The sequence below is a fragment of the Gemmatimonadota bacterium genome (assembly GCA_016712265.1).
Classification (GTDB): domain Bacteria; phylum Gemmatimonadota; class Gemmatimonadetes; order Gemmatimonadales; family Gemmatimonadaceae; genus RBC101.
Window position 1 is genome coordinate 1063796 of sequence record JADJRJ010000030.1, and the last position, 14863, is coordinate 1078658.

The window sequence follows — 14863 nt, forward strand, 5'->3', positions numbered from 1 at the left end:
TGGGGAAAGGGTCACGGCAGGACTCCGCACCCGGCCAGCTTGCCGCCAATGATCTCGGCATCAAACGGCTTCATGATGTATTCGCTGGCGCCCAGGCCGAGTGCGGCCTGGATCTTGTCAAACGTGTTGTGCGTGGTGCACATGATGACCGGCGGCTGCGCGAGGTCGGCGCGCGCGCGCAGGGCCCCGAGAAAGCCGAGGCCGTCGAGGTTCGGCATGTCGATGTCACAGAGGACGGCGTCGAAGGCAGATGCTTCGCACTGTTGGAGTCCGATGGCACCGTCGCCCGCCTCCTCGACGTGATAGCCCATCGGTTCCAAAATGCGGCGAATCGCCTTGCGGATCGCGCCGGAGTCGTCGACGACGAGGATGCGTTTCACGTCGGCCTCGGGGGTGGGTGCCGGACACGATGTCGTCGGCAGGTTCTCCCGTGGGAGTATCGGCGCGTTCGCGAACGCGCTGCAGTGTCAGTGCGTCGGCAGCGACACCGGGATCGCGGCCCGCGGCTCATTCGCGAGCGCGCGCGCGAGTCGCCGCAACACGAACCAGCTTACCAAAGACAACACGGCGGCGAGGGTCCCCACGGCGAGGAAGATCGCGCGGTATGCCGGCAGGCCATCCGCGCCTCGTGTGTAGGTCACGAGGAGCCCGCCCACGATCGGGCCGGTCAGGAACCCCAGCGATCCCGCGACCTGGAACGCGCCGAACAGCCCTTCCCCATGCCCGCGCGACGCGAGTTCGGAGATCAAGACGAGGTTGGGCGCAAACATCAGCGCACTGAAGACCCCCGACGCCAGCATGAGGTAGGGCAACCAGGCCGCGCTCACCAACCCGTACGCCCCGAACGTGAGGCCAAACAACACGTTGCCAATGAGCAACGGGGCAAACCAGCCCACCCGATCCGCCAGCCGCCCGGCCGGGTAACAAAGCAACGCGAACGGCACCATGAACAAGGCCACGAGGGCGCCCCGTTGCGGGGCGCTCATGCCCATCACGTTGGTCAGGTACAGGGTAAACGTCGACACGTAAATGCCGATGGAAAACCGATCGAGGAACCCATAGGCCAGCGGGATCCAGGTGGCGAGGGTGCTGCGCCGCCAAGCATACCGTGACCCGGAGGCCATGACCGCCTCTGGCATGGTCGTGAGACGCACCACCACGGCGGCAAGGACCAGCAATACCGCCCCGGTGAGGTACGTGGTCTTTACCCCCACCTCCACCAATCGCCCGCCCAGGGGCGACCCGATCGCCACCCCGATCATGATCGCGGTGGCCAGCGCACCTAACGACCGCCCGCGTCCCTCGCCGGTGGACCGGTTGCTCGCCACCATCAGGAGCGTGATCGCCGGTAGGTGCACGGCACCATCCAGCACCCGGAACGCGTACAGCGCCGCCAGGCCGGGAGCGAATGCCATCCCCACAAACGCCGCCGCATCCACCAGGAGCGCTCCCATGGCCCAGCGCTGGACCGCCCCCGGGTGGCGCCGAAGAGCGCGCATCACCAACGGAACGGTGATCATTCCCGCCAGCATGTTCACCGTCATGAAGGCGTGGGCATCACCTTCCGTCCCGCCATGCGCCACCACGACCAACTCATGCAGCCCGGGGACGAGCAGCGTCACCGGTACCAGGCACAGGAAGGTTGCGAGCGCCAACCGCGCGCGGGGAGAGGTGGGAGTCACCGGGTCGACAGGGTCGTTGGATCTGGAAGGACCGGCCCCGGCGTGTACCGGGACCGGCGGCGCCGCCGCGGTGGCAGCAGCGCCCGTCGCGAAGGCTGCTAGAAAGCTCGCATCTTCTGGAGAAACTGCGCAACGGCACTGGCCAGGCGTTCGGACTCCGTTGACAGCTGACCCGCCGCCACCTTGATCCCCTCGGCCGTGCGCCCGGACTCCGACGCGGCCTGCGTGACCGAGGTGATGTTGTAGCTCACATCGGACGTCCCGCGTGCCGCCTCACTCACGTTGCGGGAAATCTCGCTCGTTGCCGCGTTCTGCTCCTCGACGGCACCCGCGATCGTCGTCGAAATGTCATTGATCTTGTCGATCACAGTGGCAATCTCGCGGATCGCCTGCACCGCGACGCCCGTGTCGTGCTGTACCCCCGCGATCTTCGTTCCAATCTCTTCCGTCGCCTTGGCCGTCTGGCGCGCGAGTTCCTTCACCTCGTTCGCCACAACCGCAAACCCCTTTCCGGCCTCCCCGGCGCGCGCGGCCTCGATCGTGGCGTTGAGCGCCAGCAGGTTCGTCTGCTGGGCGATCGACGTGATCACTTTCACCACCTGGCCGATCTCCTGGCTCGACTGACCCAACTTCGCCATTGTGTCGGTCGTGGACGCGGCTTGCCGCACCGCCACCTGGGAGATCTGCGACGCCTCCTGGACTCGCGAGGCGATCTCGCGAATGCTTGCCGTGAGCTCCTCGGCCGAGGCCGCCACCGTCTGCACGTTGCGCGTCGCCTGCTCGGACGCCGCCGCGACGACCTGCGATTGCCGGGTGGTCTCTTCCGCGGCGGCCGCCATGCTCTGCGACGACGCCTCGAGTTCCGTTGAGGACGAGGAGACGATGTTCACCACGGCTTGCACGTCGCGCTCGAAGTCGTCCGCCAGGGCCACGCGATCCGTCACCACAGACCAGGTGACCATCGCGCCGATGTACTGCTTGCTGCCATCCAGGATGGGGACGACGTTGAGGTCCAGCGTCTCCGGCCCCAGCTTGATCTTGGCCTGGCGCGGCAGGTTCTTGTCCGACGACAGGATCTGGCGCTGGTGTTCCGGCCGCTTGTGGAAGATGTCGATCTTCTGGCCCAGGATCTGGTCAGCAGGCACCGGCAGGTACTGCTGCAACTTGCGCAGGGTCTGGATGGACGCGGGGTTGACGTAGACCAGGGTGAGGTCACGATCCGCCATCATGACGTTGATGTTGACGTTGTCCATCATGTTCTGCAGGCGCATGGCGTCCGCCCGGGCACGCTCACGTTCCGTCACGTCCTCCCAGTTGACGATGTACGCCTCGAGGGCCCCATCCTTGACGACCCCATTCACGTTGAGGTCGAGCTTGCGGGGCCCCACCGTGATGACCCGGTTGTACGGCAGGTTGCGAGGGTCAGACAGCACACTACGGACGCGCTGCCGCAGCTCGCCGGGATGGAAGCGGTCGATCGACCCACCGACCAGCTCATCCACGCCGATCCCGTACAGCTGCCGCACCACCTCTTCCATCGAGCGCAGGGTCGTCTCCGCCCGCTTGTTCATGTAGACCAGATTGAACTGGGCGTCGGCCACAAAGATGTTCGTGCCGAGGCCATCCAGGGCGTTGTAGAGCAGCCGACCATCGCGCAGGATCGGCGACTCCACGGGGGTCGGGAACGAGGCGAGGACGGGGGCGGCGGATGCACGCGAGCGGCGAGTGGCGGTGCTGGACATGGGAGGGTTGGCGCGAGGAGTGACTGGGGAGACAGCCTGTGCGCCCGCGATCGCGTGGCGCGCAACAAGGGTGTAGGCTCGGGTCCACGCGCCCTCGAGGGCACGGGTCCACAGCGGACCAGCAACAGCGCGGAGCGCGGCGATGAGGCACTCACCCACTGCGTCGTAGTGCGCGGGTTCTGCGCCATAGGCGACGTGGCGCGCGCCCAGGGCGCGGGCGACCCCGGCCAGGCGTTTCGGGCGGTCCGCATTCGCTACCACCACGGCGATCGACTGCAGCAGCTTCTTCTGCTGCTCGCCCAGGTCGACATGCGCAAACAGTGGCTTCACCGCCGGGTATCGCTCGAACAGGAGGCGATAGAACGTCGCGGTCAACTCCTCCCCGCGCGGCGCAAGCGCAGCGAGGGAGCCACGGAGGAGGGCCACGTCGTCGCGGCCTCGGGTCATGGTAGTCATGATCAGGTTGTAGCGAGAGTATCGAGGCGCAGCAGGGCCCCAACGTCGAGTACCGCAAGCAGATTCGTGTCGCGACGCACGATGCCGGAGCTGACCGCGCGCCACCCGGCGTCCAGGGTGAGCGGGACGGGTTCGAGTTGCTCCGCGTCGATGGCGAGGACGTCACCCACGTCGTCAACGAGCAGGGAGAACAACTCACCGTCGTGGCGCACGACAACGTTCATCGCATCCGCCAGCCGGGGCTCGCCCGGCATGTCCAGCCGGGTGCGCAAGTCGAGCGCCGTCACAATCTGGCCGCGCAGGTTGAGGAATCCCGCGACTTCTGCCGGGGCGAGAGGGACCACCGCCATGCGTTGGGCGAGCAGGACCTCCTGCACCGTGGCGACCGGGACGCCGAGCCACTGTCCGTCCACGCGGAAAGTGACAAACTCTCTGATGCCCGTCTGGGTCATGCCGGCTCCTCCTGATTCGCGTGGCCCGCCGCGGCGAGGAAATGCCCCGTGTCGATGACCTCGGTCGCCCTCCCGCCGATCACTCCGACGCCGCGCACGCCTGGACGTCGCGCGACGGCCTCCAGCTTGAGGTGTTCCTCGACGATGTCGCGGATCTCATCGACGGCGAGTCCCATCGCCTGGCCGTCCCTCCCGAGCACCACGACGGGGCGTGGGTCGCGCGCCCGGACGTCCATCGCAGGATTCGCCGGAATGACCGGCAGGAGGGCGCCGCGATACTGGACCAGCAGGCGCCCATCCGCCTCCTCGAGTTGCGCGCTCGTGAACTCCTCGAGGCGCGCGACCTGGCGCAGGGGAACCGCCTGCAACGCTGCAAAGCCGGCGTCAAAGAGCAGCACACTCTCGCGCTCGCCCGCGCCTGCGGCGGCCGCGTGCGTCTCGCCTTCACGCGTTCGCTCCGATTGCCCTGAGGGCATGGCCGTCGCTGCGATGCCGGCGGGATCAAGGATCATGATGACCCGTCCGTCGCCGAGGATTGTGCACCCGGAATACACGGTCACGTGCTTCACCAGGCGGCCCATCGGCTTGACAACGATTTCCTGCGTGTCGTAGACGTCGTCAACTACGAGGCCGAAGCGCAGGGCCCCGACCTGGCACACCACGATGTTGGCCTCCGTGGTGCGCGCCGCATGATTGAGCGCGAGGAGGGCGGAGAGGTCCACCAGTGGCAACAGGGTATCGCGCAGCCGATAGAAGCGCGTCCCGTGCATCTCCTGCACGCGCCCCTGCTGCTCCTCCGTCACGCGCACCAGCTCCACCACCCCGATCTGCGGGATGGCAAACACCTGGGAGCCGGCGGTGACCACGAGGGCCGAGACGATGGCGAGGGTCAGCGGAATCTTGATGCGCACCGTGGCGCCCTCACCCACCCGCGACGCCAGCTCGACGGCGCCCCCGATGCGCTCGATGTTGCTGCGCACGACATCCATCCCCACGCCGCGCCCACTGACGTTCGTCACCTGCGCGGCAGTGGAGAACCCTGGTTCAAAGATGAAACGCAGCACCTGCTGCTCGGAGAGCGCCGCCGCGGCATCCGCCTTCACCAGGCCTCGCTCGACGGCCTTCTGGCGGACCCGATCGACATTGATCCCGGCCCCATCGTCGCGAATCTCGAGGATGACGTGGCCACCCTCGTGAAAGGCGTTCAAGTGGATGGTGCCGGCTCGTCCCTTGCCGTTGGCTACACGAACGTCGGGCGCCTCGATGCCGTGATCCGCGGAGTTCCGCACCATGTGGGTCAACGGATCCTGGATGGCCTGGAGGATCTGCCGATCGAGCTCCGTTTCGGCGCCGCTCATCACGAGTTCGATCTGCTTGCCGGAAGCGGCCGCGAGGTCGCGGACCAGGCGCGGCAGTTTGCCCCAGGCGGCCCCTACCGGCTGCATGCGGGTCTTCATCACCGCTTCCTGCAGGTCCGTGGTGACACGATTGAGGTGCTGAACCGGGGCCTCGAAGACCGAGCCTTCCTGGCCCGCCGTCAGCTGGATGAGTTGGTTGCGGCCGAGCACGAGCTCGCCGACCAGGTTCATGAGCTTGTCGAGGAGCACGACATTCACGCGCAGGGACGAATCGGCGACTGCCGGCTTTGACTCCGACGCGGGTTCCCCGGCTGGTCGCGCCTCTGGGAGGGCGGCCGTCGCAGGCGCTGGCGCGGCCGACTCCTCGGCTGCGGCCACCGCACGTGCATGAACGGCGATCACCTCGCCCGTCTCGAACAGCTCGATGGTCCCGGCCGCGGAGGTGGCCTCGGCTGGGGCGGGTGCGTTCCCGGGGACTCGCGCGTTCAGTCGCACGATCACCTCGTCATCGTTTCCCGCCGGCTCATGTTCCGTGGCCTCGATGACTTGCAAGACGGCCTTGATGGCGTCCACACCGGCGAGCACATCATCGATAACCGGCCGCGACACGGCCAGCTTACGCTCCCGGACCAGCACGAGCACGCTCTCGGTGGCATGCGCCACCCGTTCGAGGCGGACCAGGTCGAGGAAGCCGCAAGTTCCCTTAATCGTGTGGATTGCGCGGAAGATCCGATTGATCAGCTCGGCCGACTCCGGCTGTCGCTCGAGGTCGACGATGTCGCGGTCGAGCTGGTTCAGCCCTTCGTTGCTCTCGGTGAGAAAATCCCGGAGGAGGTCATCCATTGGGGCGGGGAGAGTGAGACACTCCCAGTGTCGGCTCATTGGTAGCTGAGTAAAGGCTTGTGTTCGTTAGGTATTCCCAAGATCGGTGGACATCCAACGCCGGTGTCCGTGCATTCCCTACAACCGTCAGGGGCTCCCCGACGCGTCCCCCGGTGACTTAGCTTGGAGCATGTTCATTCTTCGCCGCACGTTCCCGCTCGTCGCGGTGCTCGCCGCGACCGCACTCAGCGCCCAGGCGCGCCCAACGGCGCTCCCCATGGACCCAGCGGTCCGCGTGGGCACGCTGCCCAACGGGCTCCGGTACTACATCCGGAAGAACAGTCGCCCCGAAAAGCGCCTCGAACTCCGCCTCGTCGTCAACGCCGGCTCGGTGCTCGAAGACGACGACCAGCGCGGCATGGCGCACTTTGTCGAGCACATGCTCTTCAACGGCACCCGACGCTTCAAGAAGAACGACATCGTCTCCTACCTCGAGTCGATCGGCGTGCGATTCGGCGCAGACCTCAATGCCCAGACCGGCTTTGATGAGACGATGTACATCCTGCCGGTGCCCACGGACAAACCCGGACTGGTCGAGCGGGCCTTTGACATCCTCGAAGACTGGGCCTCTGCCGCCACCTTCGACTCCCTCGAGGTCGTCGCAGAACGTGGCGTCGTCCTCGAAGAGTGGCGCGGGGGACTCGGCGCGGACTCGCGGATCAGGGACCAGCAATTCCCTGTGATCTTCCAGGGCTCCAGGTACGCCGATCGACTCCCCATCGGGCTGCCGGAGATCCTGCGCGGCGCAAACCCCGCCCCCCTCAAGCGGTTCTATCGCGACTGGTATCGGCCCAACCTCATGGCCGTCGTCGCCGTTGGGGACGCGGACCCCGCGCGCATCGAACGCTTGATCCGCGCCCGCTTCGGCCGATTGCGGAATCCCGCGCGTCCGCGTCCACGTCCCGCGACACCGGTCCCGGCGAACGCGGCCCCACTCGTCTCCATTGCCACGGATGCCGAGGAGCAAGTGGCGAGTGTCGGCGTGTTGTTCAAGCACGCCCCGTCACGCCTGCGCACGCGCGCCGACTATCGGCGCTCGCTCGTCGAGGGGCTCTACAACGCGATGTTCAACGCCAGGCTCGGCGAGCTCTCCCGTCGCGGACAGGCGCCGTTCTCGGTGGCGTCCTCGGGATACGGCAGCTTTGTTCGCGGCACCGATGCCTATCAATTGAATGCGGTGGCCAAGGACGGCCGCACGCGTGAGGGGTTGCTGGCCGTGCTGGCCGAGGCGCGTCGCGTCCGCGAACATGGCTTTCTCGAGAGTGAGTTGGCGCGCGTGCGCGCGGCAACGCTCCGCAGCTACGAGAGTGCGTTCGACGACCGCGCCACGACGGAAAGCGCGGAGTTCACGGGCGAGTACGTCGATCACTTCCTGACGGGCGAACCATCGCCGGGCATCGACTGGGAGTTCCGCACGGTCAAGGAGCTGCTGCCGGGGATCCGCCTCGACGAGGTGAACCAGGTGGGGCGTCGGTTGATCACCGACTCCAACCGCGTGGTTGTCTTGTCTGCGCCGGCGCGAGACAGCGCCGCGCTGCCCACCAAAGACGCCCTGCTGAGCACCTTTGCCGAGGCAGAACGCACCCCCGTGATCGCCTGGACCGAGGAAGTCGGCGAGGGCGCCCTGGTCCCCTCCCGCCCAACCCCCGGACGCATCACCAACGAGCGGACGATCGCGGCGATCGGCGTGACCGAGTGGACGTTGTCCAACGGGATCCGCGTCCTCCTCAAGCCGACCGACTTCAAGGCGGACGAGGTGATCTTGCGCGGATGGAGTCCCGGTGGCACGTCGCTGATCCCGGATCGCGACCTGCCCAGCGCCGCCCTTGCCACGACCATCGTCGAGCGCGGCGGCGTGAGCACCTTCGATGCGATTGCGCTTTCCAAGAAGCTTGCCGGCGTGCAGGCCCAAGCCAGTACTTCTATTGATGGGGAGTCAGAAGGAGTTTCTGGCGCTGCATCGCCCAAGGACCTCGCGACGTTGTTTGAACTCACCCATGCGCGCCTGACCGCGCCGCGCCGCGACTCCGCCGCCTTCGCCGCGTTTCGCGCGCAGGTGGAGCCCTTCCTCGCCAACCGCGGCACCTCTCCCGAGGCGGCCTTCTCGGACACCATCCAGCTGACACTCGCGCAGCACCACCCGCGGGTACAGCCCACCAACGTGGCATTCCTTCGCCAGGTGGACTTCAACCGAGCGATCGAGATCTACCGCGATCGGTTTGCGGACTTCTCGGACTACACCTTCGTGGTGGTCGGGGCGTTCAGCCTCGCCCAGGTGCGGCCCCTGGTGGAGCAGTGGCTGGCCACCTTGCCGGCAACCAATCGCAAGGAGACGTGGAAGGACGTCGGCGTCCTGGCCCCGAAAGGCGAGCTTACCAAGGTGGTCCGCAAGGGAGTGGAGCCCAAGGCGCAAACGTTGGTCGTTTACCAGGGGCCGGCGATGTTCTCCCCGGCCGAGCGACACGCGCTCCGTTCGTTGACCGAGTATCTCGAAATGCGGCTGCTCGAGCAGCTGCGTGAGGCGCTCGGCGGAACGTACTCGGTCTCGGTCTCCGGCGGCCTGCAACGGGTGCCGCGCGAGGAGTTTTCCATCTCGATCCAGTTCGGGTCGGCGCCAGCCCGGGCGGACTCACTGTACGCGGCCATCCAGTTGGTGATCGCTCAAACCCTCGATGGAACGATCACCGACGCAGACATCGCCAAGATCCGTGAGCAGCAGCAGCGCGCGCAGGAAGTGAGCCTTCGCGAGAACAGCTACTGGCTCGCGAACCTGGCCGCCCGTGTCGAGAACGGCGAGGAGCTGGAAAACATCCTCCGGTACAGCGACTTCATCCGGGCGCTCACTCCTGCCCAGGTCCAGCAGGCGGCGCGGCGATACCTGTCCAGCGGAAACGTGGCGCGATTCGTCCTTCTGCCTGAGCCGGTGGCCAAGTAGGAGTCGAACGACGCCAGGCCCCGGCGTTCGCCGGGGGCCTCCAAGGTGGCACGGCTCTGCGTGGGATCCATCAACCGACCGGGCGCCTACGGGCTGCGGCTGGCCTTGCCCTGTCAGGGTTTCCCCTTCACACGCTCCGTCTCCGCCTGACCGCGCGCGAAGGGAGAGTCGCCGACATTCGGCCACATCCGGCAGGATTCCCTGAGGGGATCCAGCCCGTTGTGTTGACTCACACCCCCAAACAGGCATGGCACGACATGGCTGACGCGCAAGCCACGGGACGTATGGAGACGTTCTCGTATGACGATGACATCGTCAGGAAATTCCTTTGGGTCACGATCCTGTGGGGCGCGGTCGGGATGTTGGTTGGTGTCATCATCGCCATCCAATTGGCCTGGCCTGCCCTGAACTTCGCCCCTTGGCACTCCTTTGGACGGCTGCGTCCCCTGCACACCAATGCGGTGATCTTCGCGTTCGCCGGAAACGCGATCTTCACCGGCATCTATTACTCCACGCAGCGGCTGCTCAAGGCTCGCATGTTCTCCGACGGGTTGAGCCGCGCGCACTTCTGGGGGTGGCAGCTTATCATCGTAGCGGCGGCCGTTACCCTGCCCCTCGGCTTCACGCAGGCCAAGGAGTACGCCGAACTGGAGTGGCCGATCGACATCATGATCGCCGTGGTCTGGGTGATCTTCGCCATCAACTTCATCGGCACCCTGGTCAGGCGACGCGAACGCCACATCTACGTGGCGATCTGGTTCTACATCGCCTCGATCGTGACCGTCGCGATCCTGCACATCTTCAACAACCTCGCGGTGCCGGCCGGGCTGTTCAAGAGCTACAGCCTGTACGCCGGCGTGCAGGACGCCTTCATGCAGTGGTGGTATGGGCACAACGCCGTGGCGTTCTTCCTCACCACGCCATTCCTCGGCTTGATGTACTACTTCATGCCGAAGGCCGCAGAGGGGCCGGTGTTCAGCTACAGGCTCTCGATCATTCACTTCTGGACGATCGTTTTCATGTACATCTGGGCCGGTCCGCATCACCTCCACTACACGGCATTGCCGGAGTGGGCGTCGACCCTGGGCATGTTGTTCTCGGTGATGTTGTGGGCGCCGAGCTGGGGCGGCATGATCAACGGGCTCCTCACGCTGCGCGGCGGGTGGCACAAGGTGGTGGACGACCCGATCCTCAAGTTCCTGGTCATTGCCATCACCGGGTACGGCATGTCCACGTTCGAGGGGCCGATGCTCTCGGTAAAGAGCGTCAACTCCCTCTCGCACTACACGGACTGGACGATCGCGCACGTGCACTCCGGGGCCTTGACCTGGAACGGCTTCCTGACGTTCGCCATGATCTATTGGCTCGCGCCTCGCCTCTTCCAAACCGAGTTGTACAGCAAGAAGCTGGCAGAGTGGCACTTCTGGATCGCGACCGTTGGCATCCTGCTGTACATCGTGTCTATCTACAGTGCCGGCGTCACGCAGGGGCTCATGTGGCGCGCCTTTGACGAGACGGGTCGTCTGCAGTACCCCGACTTTGTGGAGACCGTCGCCCGCCTGATCCCGATGTACTGGACGCGGGTTGTTGGCGGCACACTGTATTTGGTTGGCATGTGCGTCTTTGCCTGGAACATCTGGATGACGTGGAAGCGCCGTGCGGCGACGTATGCCGTGACGACGGTCCAGGCGCCTGCCCTCTCGAAGGAATTCGTTCCTGAGCCACTCCGACCTGGGGTTGATGTCCCTGCGACGGCGTGGGGGCGGTTTGTCGCCATGACCTTCCACCGGGCGTGGGAGCGCACCCCGGTGGTGTTCACCGTGCTCGTCGCCGTGGCGGTGATTGTCGCGTCACTCTTCGAGATCATCCCGACCTTCCTGATCAAGTCGAACGTCCCGACGATCGCCTCGGTCAAGCCCTATACGCCGCTCGAGCTCGCCGGACGCGACATCTATATCCGTGAAGGGTGCTTCAACTGCCATTCGCAGATGATCCGTCCCTTGCGGTTTGAGACCGAGCGCTACGGCGAGTACTCCAAGCCGGGCGAGTCCGTCTACGACCATCCGTTCCTGTGGGGATCACGTCGCATTGGTCCGGATCTCGCTCGCGAGGGTGGGCTCAAGAGCAACCTGTGGCACCTGCGGCACTTCGAGAACCCGCGGGAGATCAACCCGCGGTCGATCATGCCGGCGTATCCGCACTTCGCGACGAGCGACATCGACTTCCCGGGCATCCAGAAGAAGATCGATGCCATGTTGATGTTGGGCGTCCCCTACGGCGATGCGGTCAACACGGCGCCGGAACTGGCCCGTCAGCAAGCGCGTGAGATCGCGGCGGATCTGGCGGCGACCGGCGGCCCGAGCGGGATGGAGACCAAGGAAGTCACGGCGATCATCGCGTACATGCAGCGTCTCGGAAAGGACATCAAGGCGGCCCCGGGTGTCGCCACAGCGGCGAAGGCCGGGGGGCAACCATGAGCCTCACCGAACTGATGAGCGCGGCCAACCTCGACCGGTACGCCCAGGTCGCGCTCATCGCGTTCATGGCCGCCTTCGGGGCGATTGTCTGGCGGACGTTCTCCCGCCGCAATCGGGCGCGGTACGAAGACGCCGATCGCATGCTGCCGCTGAAGGACGACTAGCGCCCCGCTTCGCCGACCCCTGACCTCTTTCCTTCATCTTCCGATGGCCGACAATAATCGTCTCATCGAACACCAGTACGACGGCATTCAGGAGTACGACAACCCCCTCCCGCGTTGGTGGGTGATCCTCTTCTGGGCCACGATCGTCTTTTCGGTCCTGTACACCTTCAACATTGGCGTCGGCAGCGGCCCTGAGCGCATCGCCCAATACGAGGCCGAGGTCGCCGCTGCGAAGGCAGCGGCCCCCCCGCCCGTGGAATTCAGCTCGCCAGACGAACTCGCCGCGATGGCGACAAACGCACAGGTGATCGAGGCCGGCAAGGCGGTCTATACGGTGAACTGCGTATCGTGCCACAAGGCGGATGGCGGCGGGATGATCGGGCCCAACCTCACGGACAACGCCTGGATTCACGGCGGCACCCTGATGGAGATGCACAAGACGATCACCGAAGGGGTCATCGCCAAGGGGATGCCCCCTTGGGGCACGCTGCTCAAGCCCGATCAGATCGACGCGGTGACGGTGTACGTGAACTCGATGCGGAACACCAACGTCCCCGGCGGGAAGGCCGCCGAAGGCACTGTCGTCCCGTGAGGCACGACGAACCAGCGGGTCGGTTGACGTTCCCCGGCGAAAGCCGGGGCCCAGTGTCGTTCGTCTCACACTCTTTCGGGTTGTAGCGTGTCCGTCGCACCCAAGGCGAAGGGCCGCGTCCTTCCCACGATGAACGAGGACGGATCCCGGCGGTGGATCCGTCCCAAGCCGAGCGACGGCAACTGGTTCACCCGCCGCCGTGCCGTCGCATATGTGCTGATGATCGTGTACCTCGCGATCCCGCACCTGCGGATGAACGGGAAGCCGATCATCCTGCTCGACGCGCCGCACCGTGAGTTCACGTTCTTCGGCTACACGTTTCTGCCGACGGACACCCTGCTCTTCATGCTGTTGCTCGGGATCCTGATCCTCCTGGTGTTCACCTTCACGGCGTTGTTTGGGCGCGTGTGGTGTGGCTGGGGATGCCCGCAGACGGTCTGGATGGAGTACCTCTTTCGCCCGCTGGAGCGCCTGATCGAAGGGGGCCGCGTCGGGTCGATGAACATCGACAAATCGGGTGGCCACCTGCATCCGAGGCGCCTCCTCAAGTACGCGGTGTACTTCGTGCTGGCTCTGGTCCTCGCGCACACATTCCTCGCGTACTTCGTCGGGGTGGACGCGCTCAAGGTCTGGGTGACCCGCTCGCCGATCGAGCACCCGTCGTCGTTCGCCATCATGGGCGTCACGAGCGTCCTGGTCTTCCTCGACTTCGCGTACTTCCGCGAGCAGACCTGCACCATCGCCTGCCCGTACGGACGCTGGCAGTCGGTCCTGCTCGACAAGTCATCCCTCATCGTCGCCTACGACTACAACCGCGGTGAGCCGCGGATGAAGGGGAAGGACCGCACCGGCGCGGGGGCCTGCATCGATTGCGGCGCCTGCGTGCAGACCTGCCCCACGGGGATCGACATCCGGGACGGCCTGCAGATGGAGTGCATCCACTGCACGCAGTGCATCGATGCCTGCGACCAGATCATGGACTCGGTGCACCAGCCACGTGGCCTCATCCGGTACACCTCGCGCGAGATCCTCAGCGGCGACGCCAAGCATGTCATCCGCCCGCGGACCGTCGCGTACCCGGTAGCGCTCGCGGCACTCATCGGCATCTTCAGCTGGCAGCTCAGCACCAAGGACACCGCCGACATCACCCTGCTCCGCTCTCTCGATGCCCCGTTCATCGAGGAAGCCGACGGCCGCATTCGCAACCAGGTGCGCCTGCGGATCGCCAACCGCTCGGGCACGGAGCGGCGGTACGACATTCGCGTGGCCGGCGTCGACGGCGGCCAGGTCATCATCCCGGTCAATCCACTGTCCGTCAGGAACAACCACACCGAGACGACGAGCCTCTTCGTTCTCCTCCCCCGGGAGGCCTTCACCAACGGGCAACACGAACTCAAGCTCACCATTTCCGACGGGGCAGAGTACACGCAGGAGTTCTCCTACCAGCTCCTTGGCCCAAACTCGGGTTCCCCTCAACCCACGCCCAAGTGACCACGACCACTGTCCGTCCCACGGGCGCCCACCCAGGCGACCAGGGCCAGGCGTCCTTTGCCCGCCGGTATGGCTGGCCCATCGGCGTTGCCATGGCCCTGCTGCTGTCGGCCGGAGCGAACATCCTCGTGATGTTCATCGCCAAGGCGGATCCCGCCTTTGCCGTCGAGCCAGACTACTACCAGAAGGCCGTGACGTGGGACGCCACGATGGCGCAGGCCCGGACGAATGCCTCGTTAGGCTGGGCCGCCAGCGGCGCGTTGACCCTCGCCGCACCCGGCACCCCGGGCCGCGTGTCGGTATCGCTGGTCGGCGCCGGAGGGACGCCCCTCACGGACGCCATCGTATCGGTGGAAGCCATGCACAATGCACGCGCGTCCCAGCGCTATGAAGCCGTGCTCACGGCCGTGGGGGCTGGTCGATACGCCGCCGCCCTCGACGCGCACCGTCCCGGCGAGTGGGAAGTCCGCGTGCGTGCCACTCGGGGCGATGAGCGCTTCACCCAGTCGCTTCGGATACAGGCGCGCTAGGCCAGTTACCGGCCCCACGCCACGCACTCTAACGAGCCCGTCTGGGTCCGTCGTCTGAGCCGTGGGCGACGTCTGCCGTGTGACTTCGCTGCCACCTAACCA

At 66.0% G+C, this 14863-nt stretch carries 11 protein-coding genes; 6 read left to right on the top strand and 5 right to left on the bottom strand.

Features of this window, described 5'->3' with window-relative positions; translation table 11 throughout:
- Positions 1–11 precede the first annotated feature (11 nt).
- The 5 genes from IPK85_20105 to IPK85_20125 form a co-directional block, all read right to left on the bottom strand.
- Positions 12–380 carry a response regulator gene (locus tag IPK85_20105; protein MBK8249679.1) on the bottom strand — a complete coding sequence of 123 codons (369 nt, stop codon included), beginning with the start codon at positions 378–380 and terminating at the stop codon, positions 12–14.
- 87 nt (positions 381–467) lie between these two features.
- The gene (locus IPK85_20110; protein ID MBK8249680.1) at positions 468–1682 is read right to left on the bottom strand and encodes an MFS transporter; all 1215 of its coding nucleotides are present in this window, start codon (positions 1680–1682) and stop codon (positions 468–470) included.
- A gap of 98 nt (positions 1683–1780) precedes the next feature.
- Positions 1781–3880, bottom strand: coding sequence for a PAS domain-containing protein (locus tag IPK85_20115; GenBank protein MBK8249681.1), 2100 nt, complete (start codon positions 3878–3880; stop codon positions 1781–1783).
- A gap of 2 nt (positions 3881–3882) precedes the next feature.
- A complete protein-coding gene (locus tag IPK85_20120) occupies positions 3883–4332 on the bottom strand; it encodes a chemotaxis protein CheW (GenBank protein ID MBK8249682.1) in 450 nt (149 codons plus the stop codon).
- Positions 4329–6533: a chemotaxis protein CheA gene (locus tag IPK85_20125; GenBank protein MBK8249683.1), complete on the bottom strand. Its 2205-nt coding sequence runs from the start codon at positions 6531–6533 to the stop codon at positions 4329–4331. Before IPK85_20125 ends, IPK85_20120 begins: the two co-directional genes overlap by 4 nt.
- Positions 6534–6702: 169 nt before the next feature.
- On the opposite strand from IPK85_20125, the gene IPK85_20130 reads away from it, so the two are divergent.
- The 6 genes from IPK85_20130 (at position 6703) to IPK85_20155 (ending at position 14761) form a co-directional block, all read left to right on the top strand.
- Entirely contained in the window at positions 6703–9507 is a 2805-nt protein-coding gene (locus tag IPK85_20130; protein ID MBK8249684.1) for an insulinase family protein, read from the top strand.
- A 257-nt stretch (positions 9508–9764) separates the two neighbouring features.
- Positions 9765–11984 (top strand): cytochrome-c oxidase, cbb3-type subunit I, encoded by a 2220-nt coding sequence (gene ccoN, locus IPK85_20135; GenBank protein MBK8249685.1) that lies wholly within the window; start codon positions 9765–9767, stop codon positions 11982–11984.
- Positions 11981–12148 (top strand): cbb3-type cytochrome c oxidase subunit 3, encoded by a 168-nt coding sequence (locus IPK85_20140; GenBank protein MBK8249686.1) that lies wholly within the window; start codon positions 11981–11983, stop codon positions 12146–12148. The genes ccoN and IPK85_20140 overlap by 4 nt, the downstream gene beginning before the upstream one ends.
- A gap of 43 nt (positions 12149–12191) precedes the next feature.
- On the top strand, positions 12192–12740 hold the full coding sequence (locus tag IPK85_20145; protein ID MBK8249687.1) for a c-type cytochrome: 549 nt from the start codon (positions 12192–12194) through the stop codon (positions 12738–12740).
- Positions 12741–12869: 129 nt separating this feature from the next.
- Entirely contained in the window at positions 12870–14231 is a 1362-nt protein-coding gene (gene ccoG / locus IPK85_20150) for a cytochrome c oxidase accessory protein CcoG (protein ID MBK8249688.1), read from the top strand.
- Positions 14228–14761 carry a FixH family protein gene (locus IPK85_20155; protein MBK8249689.1) on the top strand — a complete coding sequence of 178 codons (534 nt, stop codon included), beginning with the start codon at positions 14228–14230 and terminating at the stop codon, positions 14759–14761. Before ccoG ends, IPK85_20155 begins: the two co-directional genes overlap by 4 nt.
- Positions 14762–14863: the final 102 nt, after the last annotated feature.

What these genes read in the sequence shown, in the direction of transcription:
- ccoN (MBK8249685.1), top strand. Translation starts at nt 9,765, where the DNA reads ATGGCTGACGCGCAAGCCACGGGACGTATGGAGACGTTCTCGTATGAC.
- IPK85_20115 (MBK8249681.1), bottom strand. Translation starts at nt 3,880, where the DNA reads ATGACTACCATGACCCGAGGCCGCGACGACGTGGCCCTCCTCCGTGGC.
- ccoG (MBK8249688.1), top strand. Translation starts at nt 12,870, where the DNA reads ATGAACGAGGACGGATCCCGGCGGTGGATCCGTCCCAAGCCGAGCGAC.
- IPK85_20125 (MBK8249683.1), bottom strand. Translation starts at nt 6,533, where the DNA reads ATGGATGACCTCCTCCGGGATTTTCTCACCGAGAGCAACGAAGGGCTG.
- IPK85_20145 (MBK8249687.1), top strand. Translation starts at nt 12,192, where the DNA reads ATGGCCGACAATAATCGTCTCATCGAACACCAGTACGACGGCATTCAG.
- IPK85_20120 (MBK8249682.1), bottom strand. Translation starts at nt 4,332, where the DNA reads ATGACCCAGACGGGCATCAGAGAGTTTGTCACTTTCCGCGTGGACGGA.
- IPK85_20130 (MBK8249684.1), top strand. Translation starts at nt 6,703, where the DNA reads ATGTTCATTCTTCGCCGCACGTTCCCGCTCGTCGCGGTGCTCGCCGCG.
- IPK85_20140 (MBK8249686.1), top strand. Translation starts at nt 11,981, where the DNA reads ATGAGCCTCACCGAACTGATGAGCGCGGCCAACCTCGACCGGTACGCC.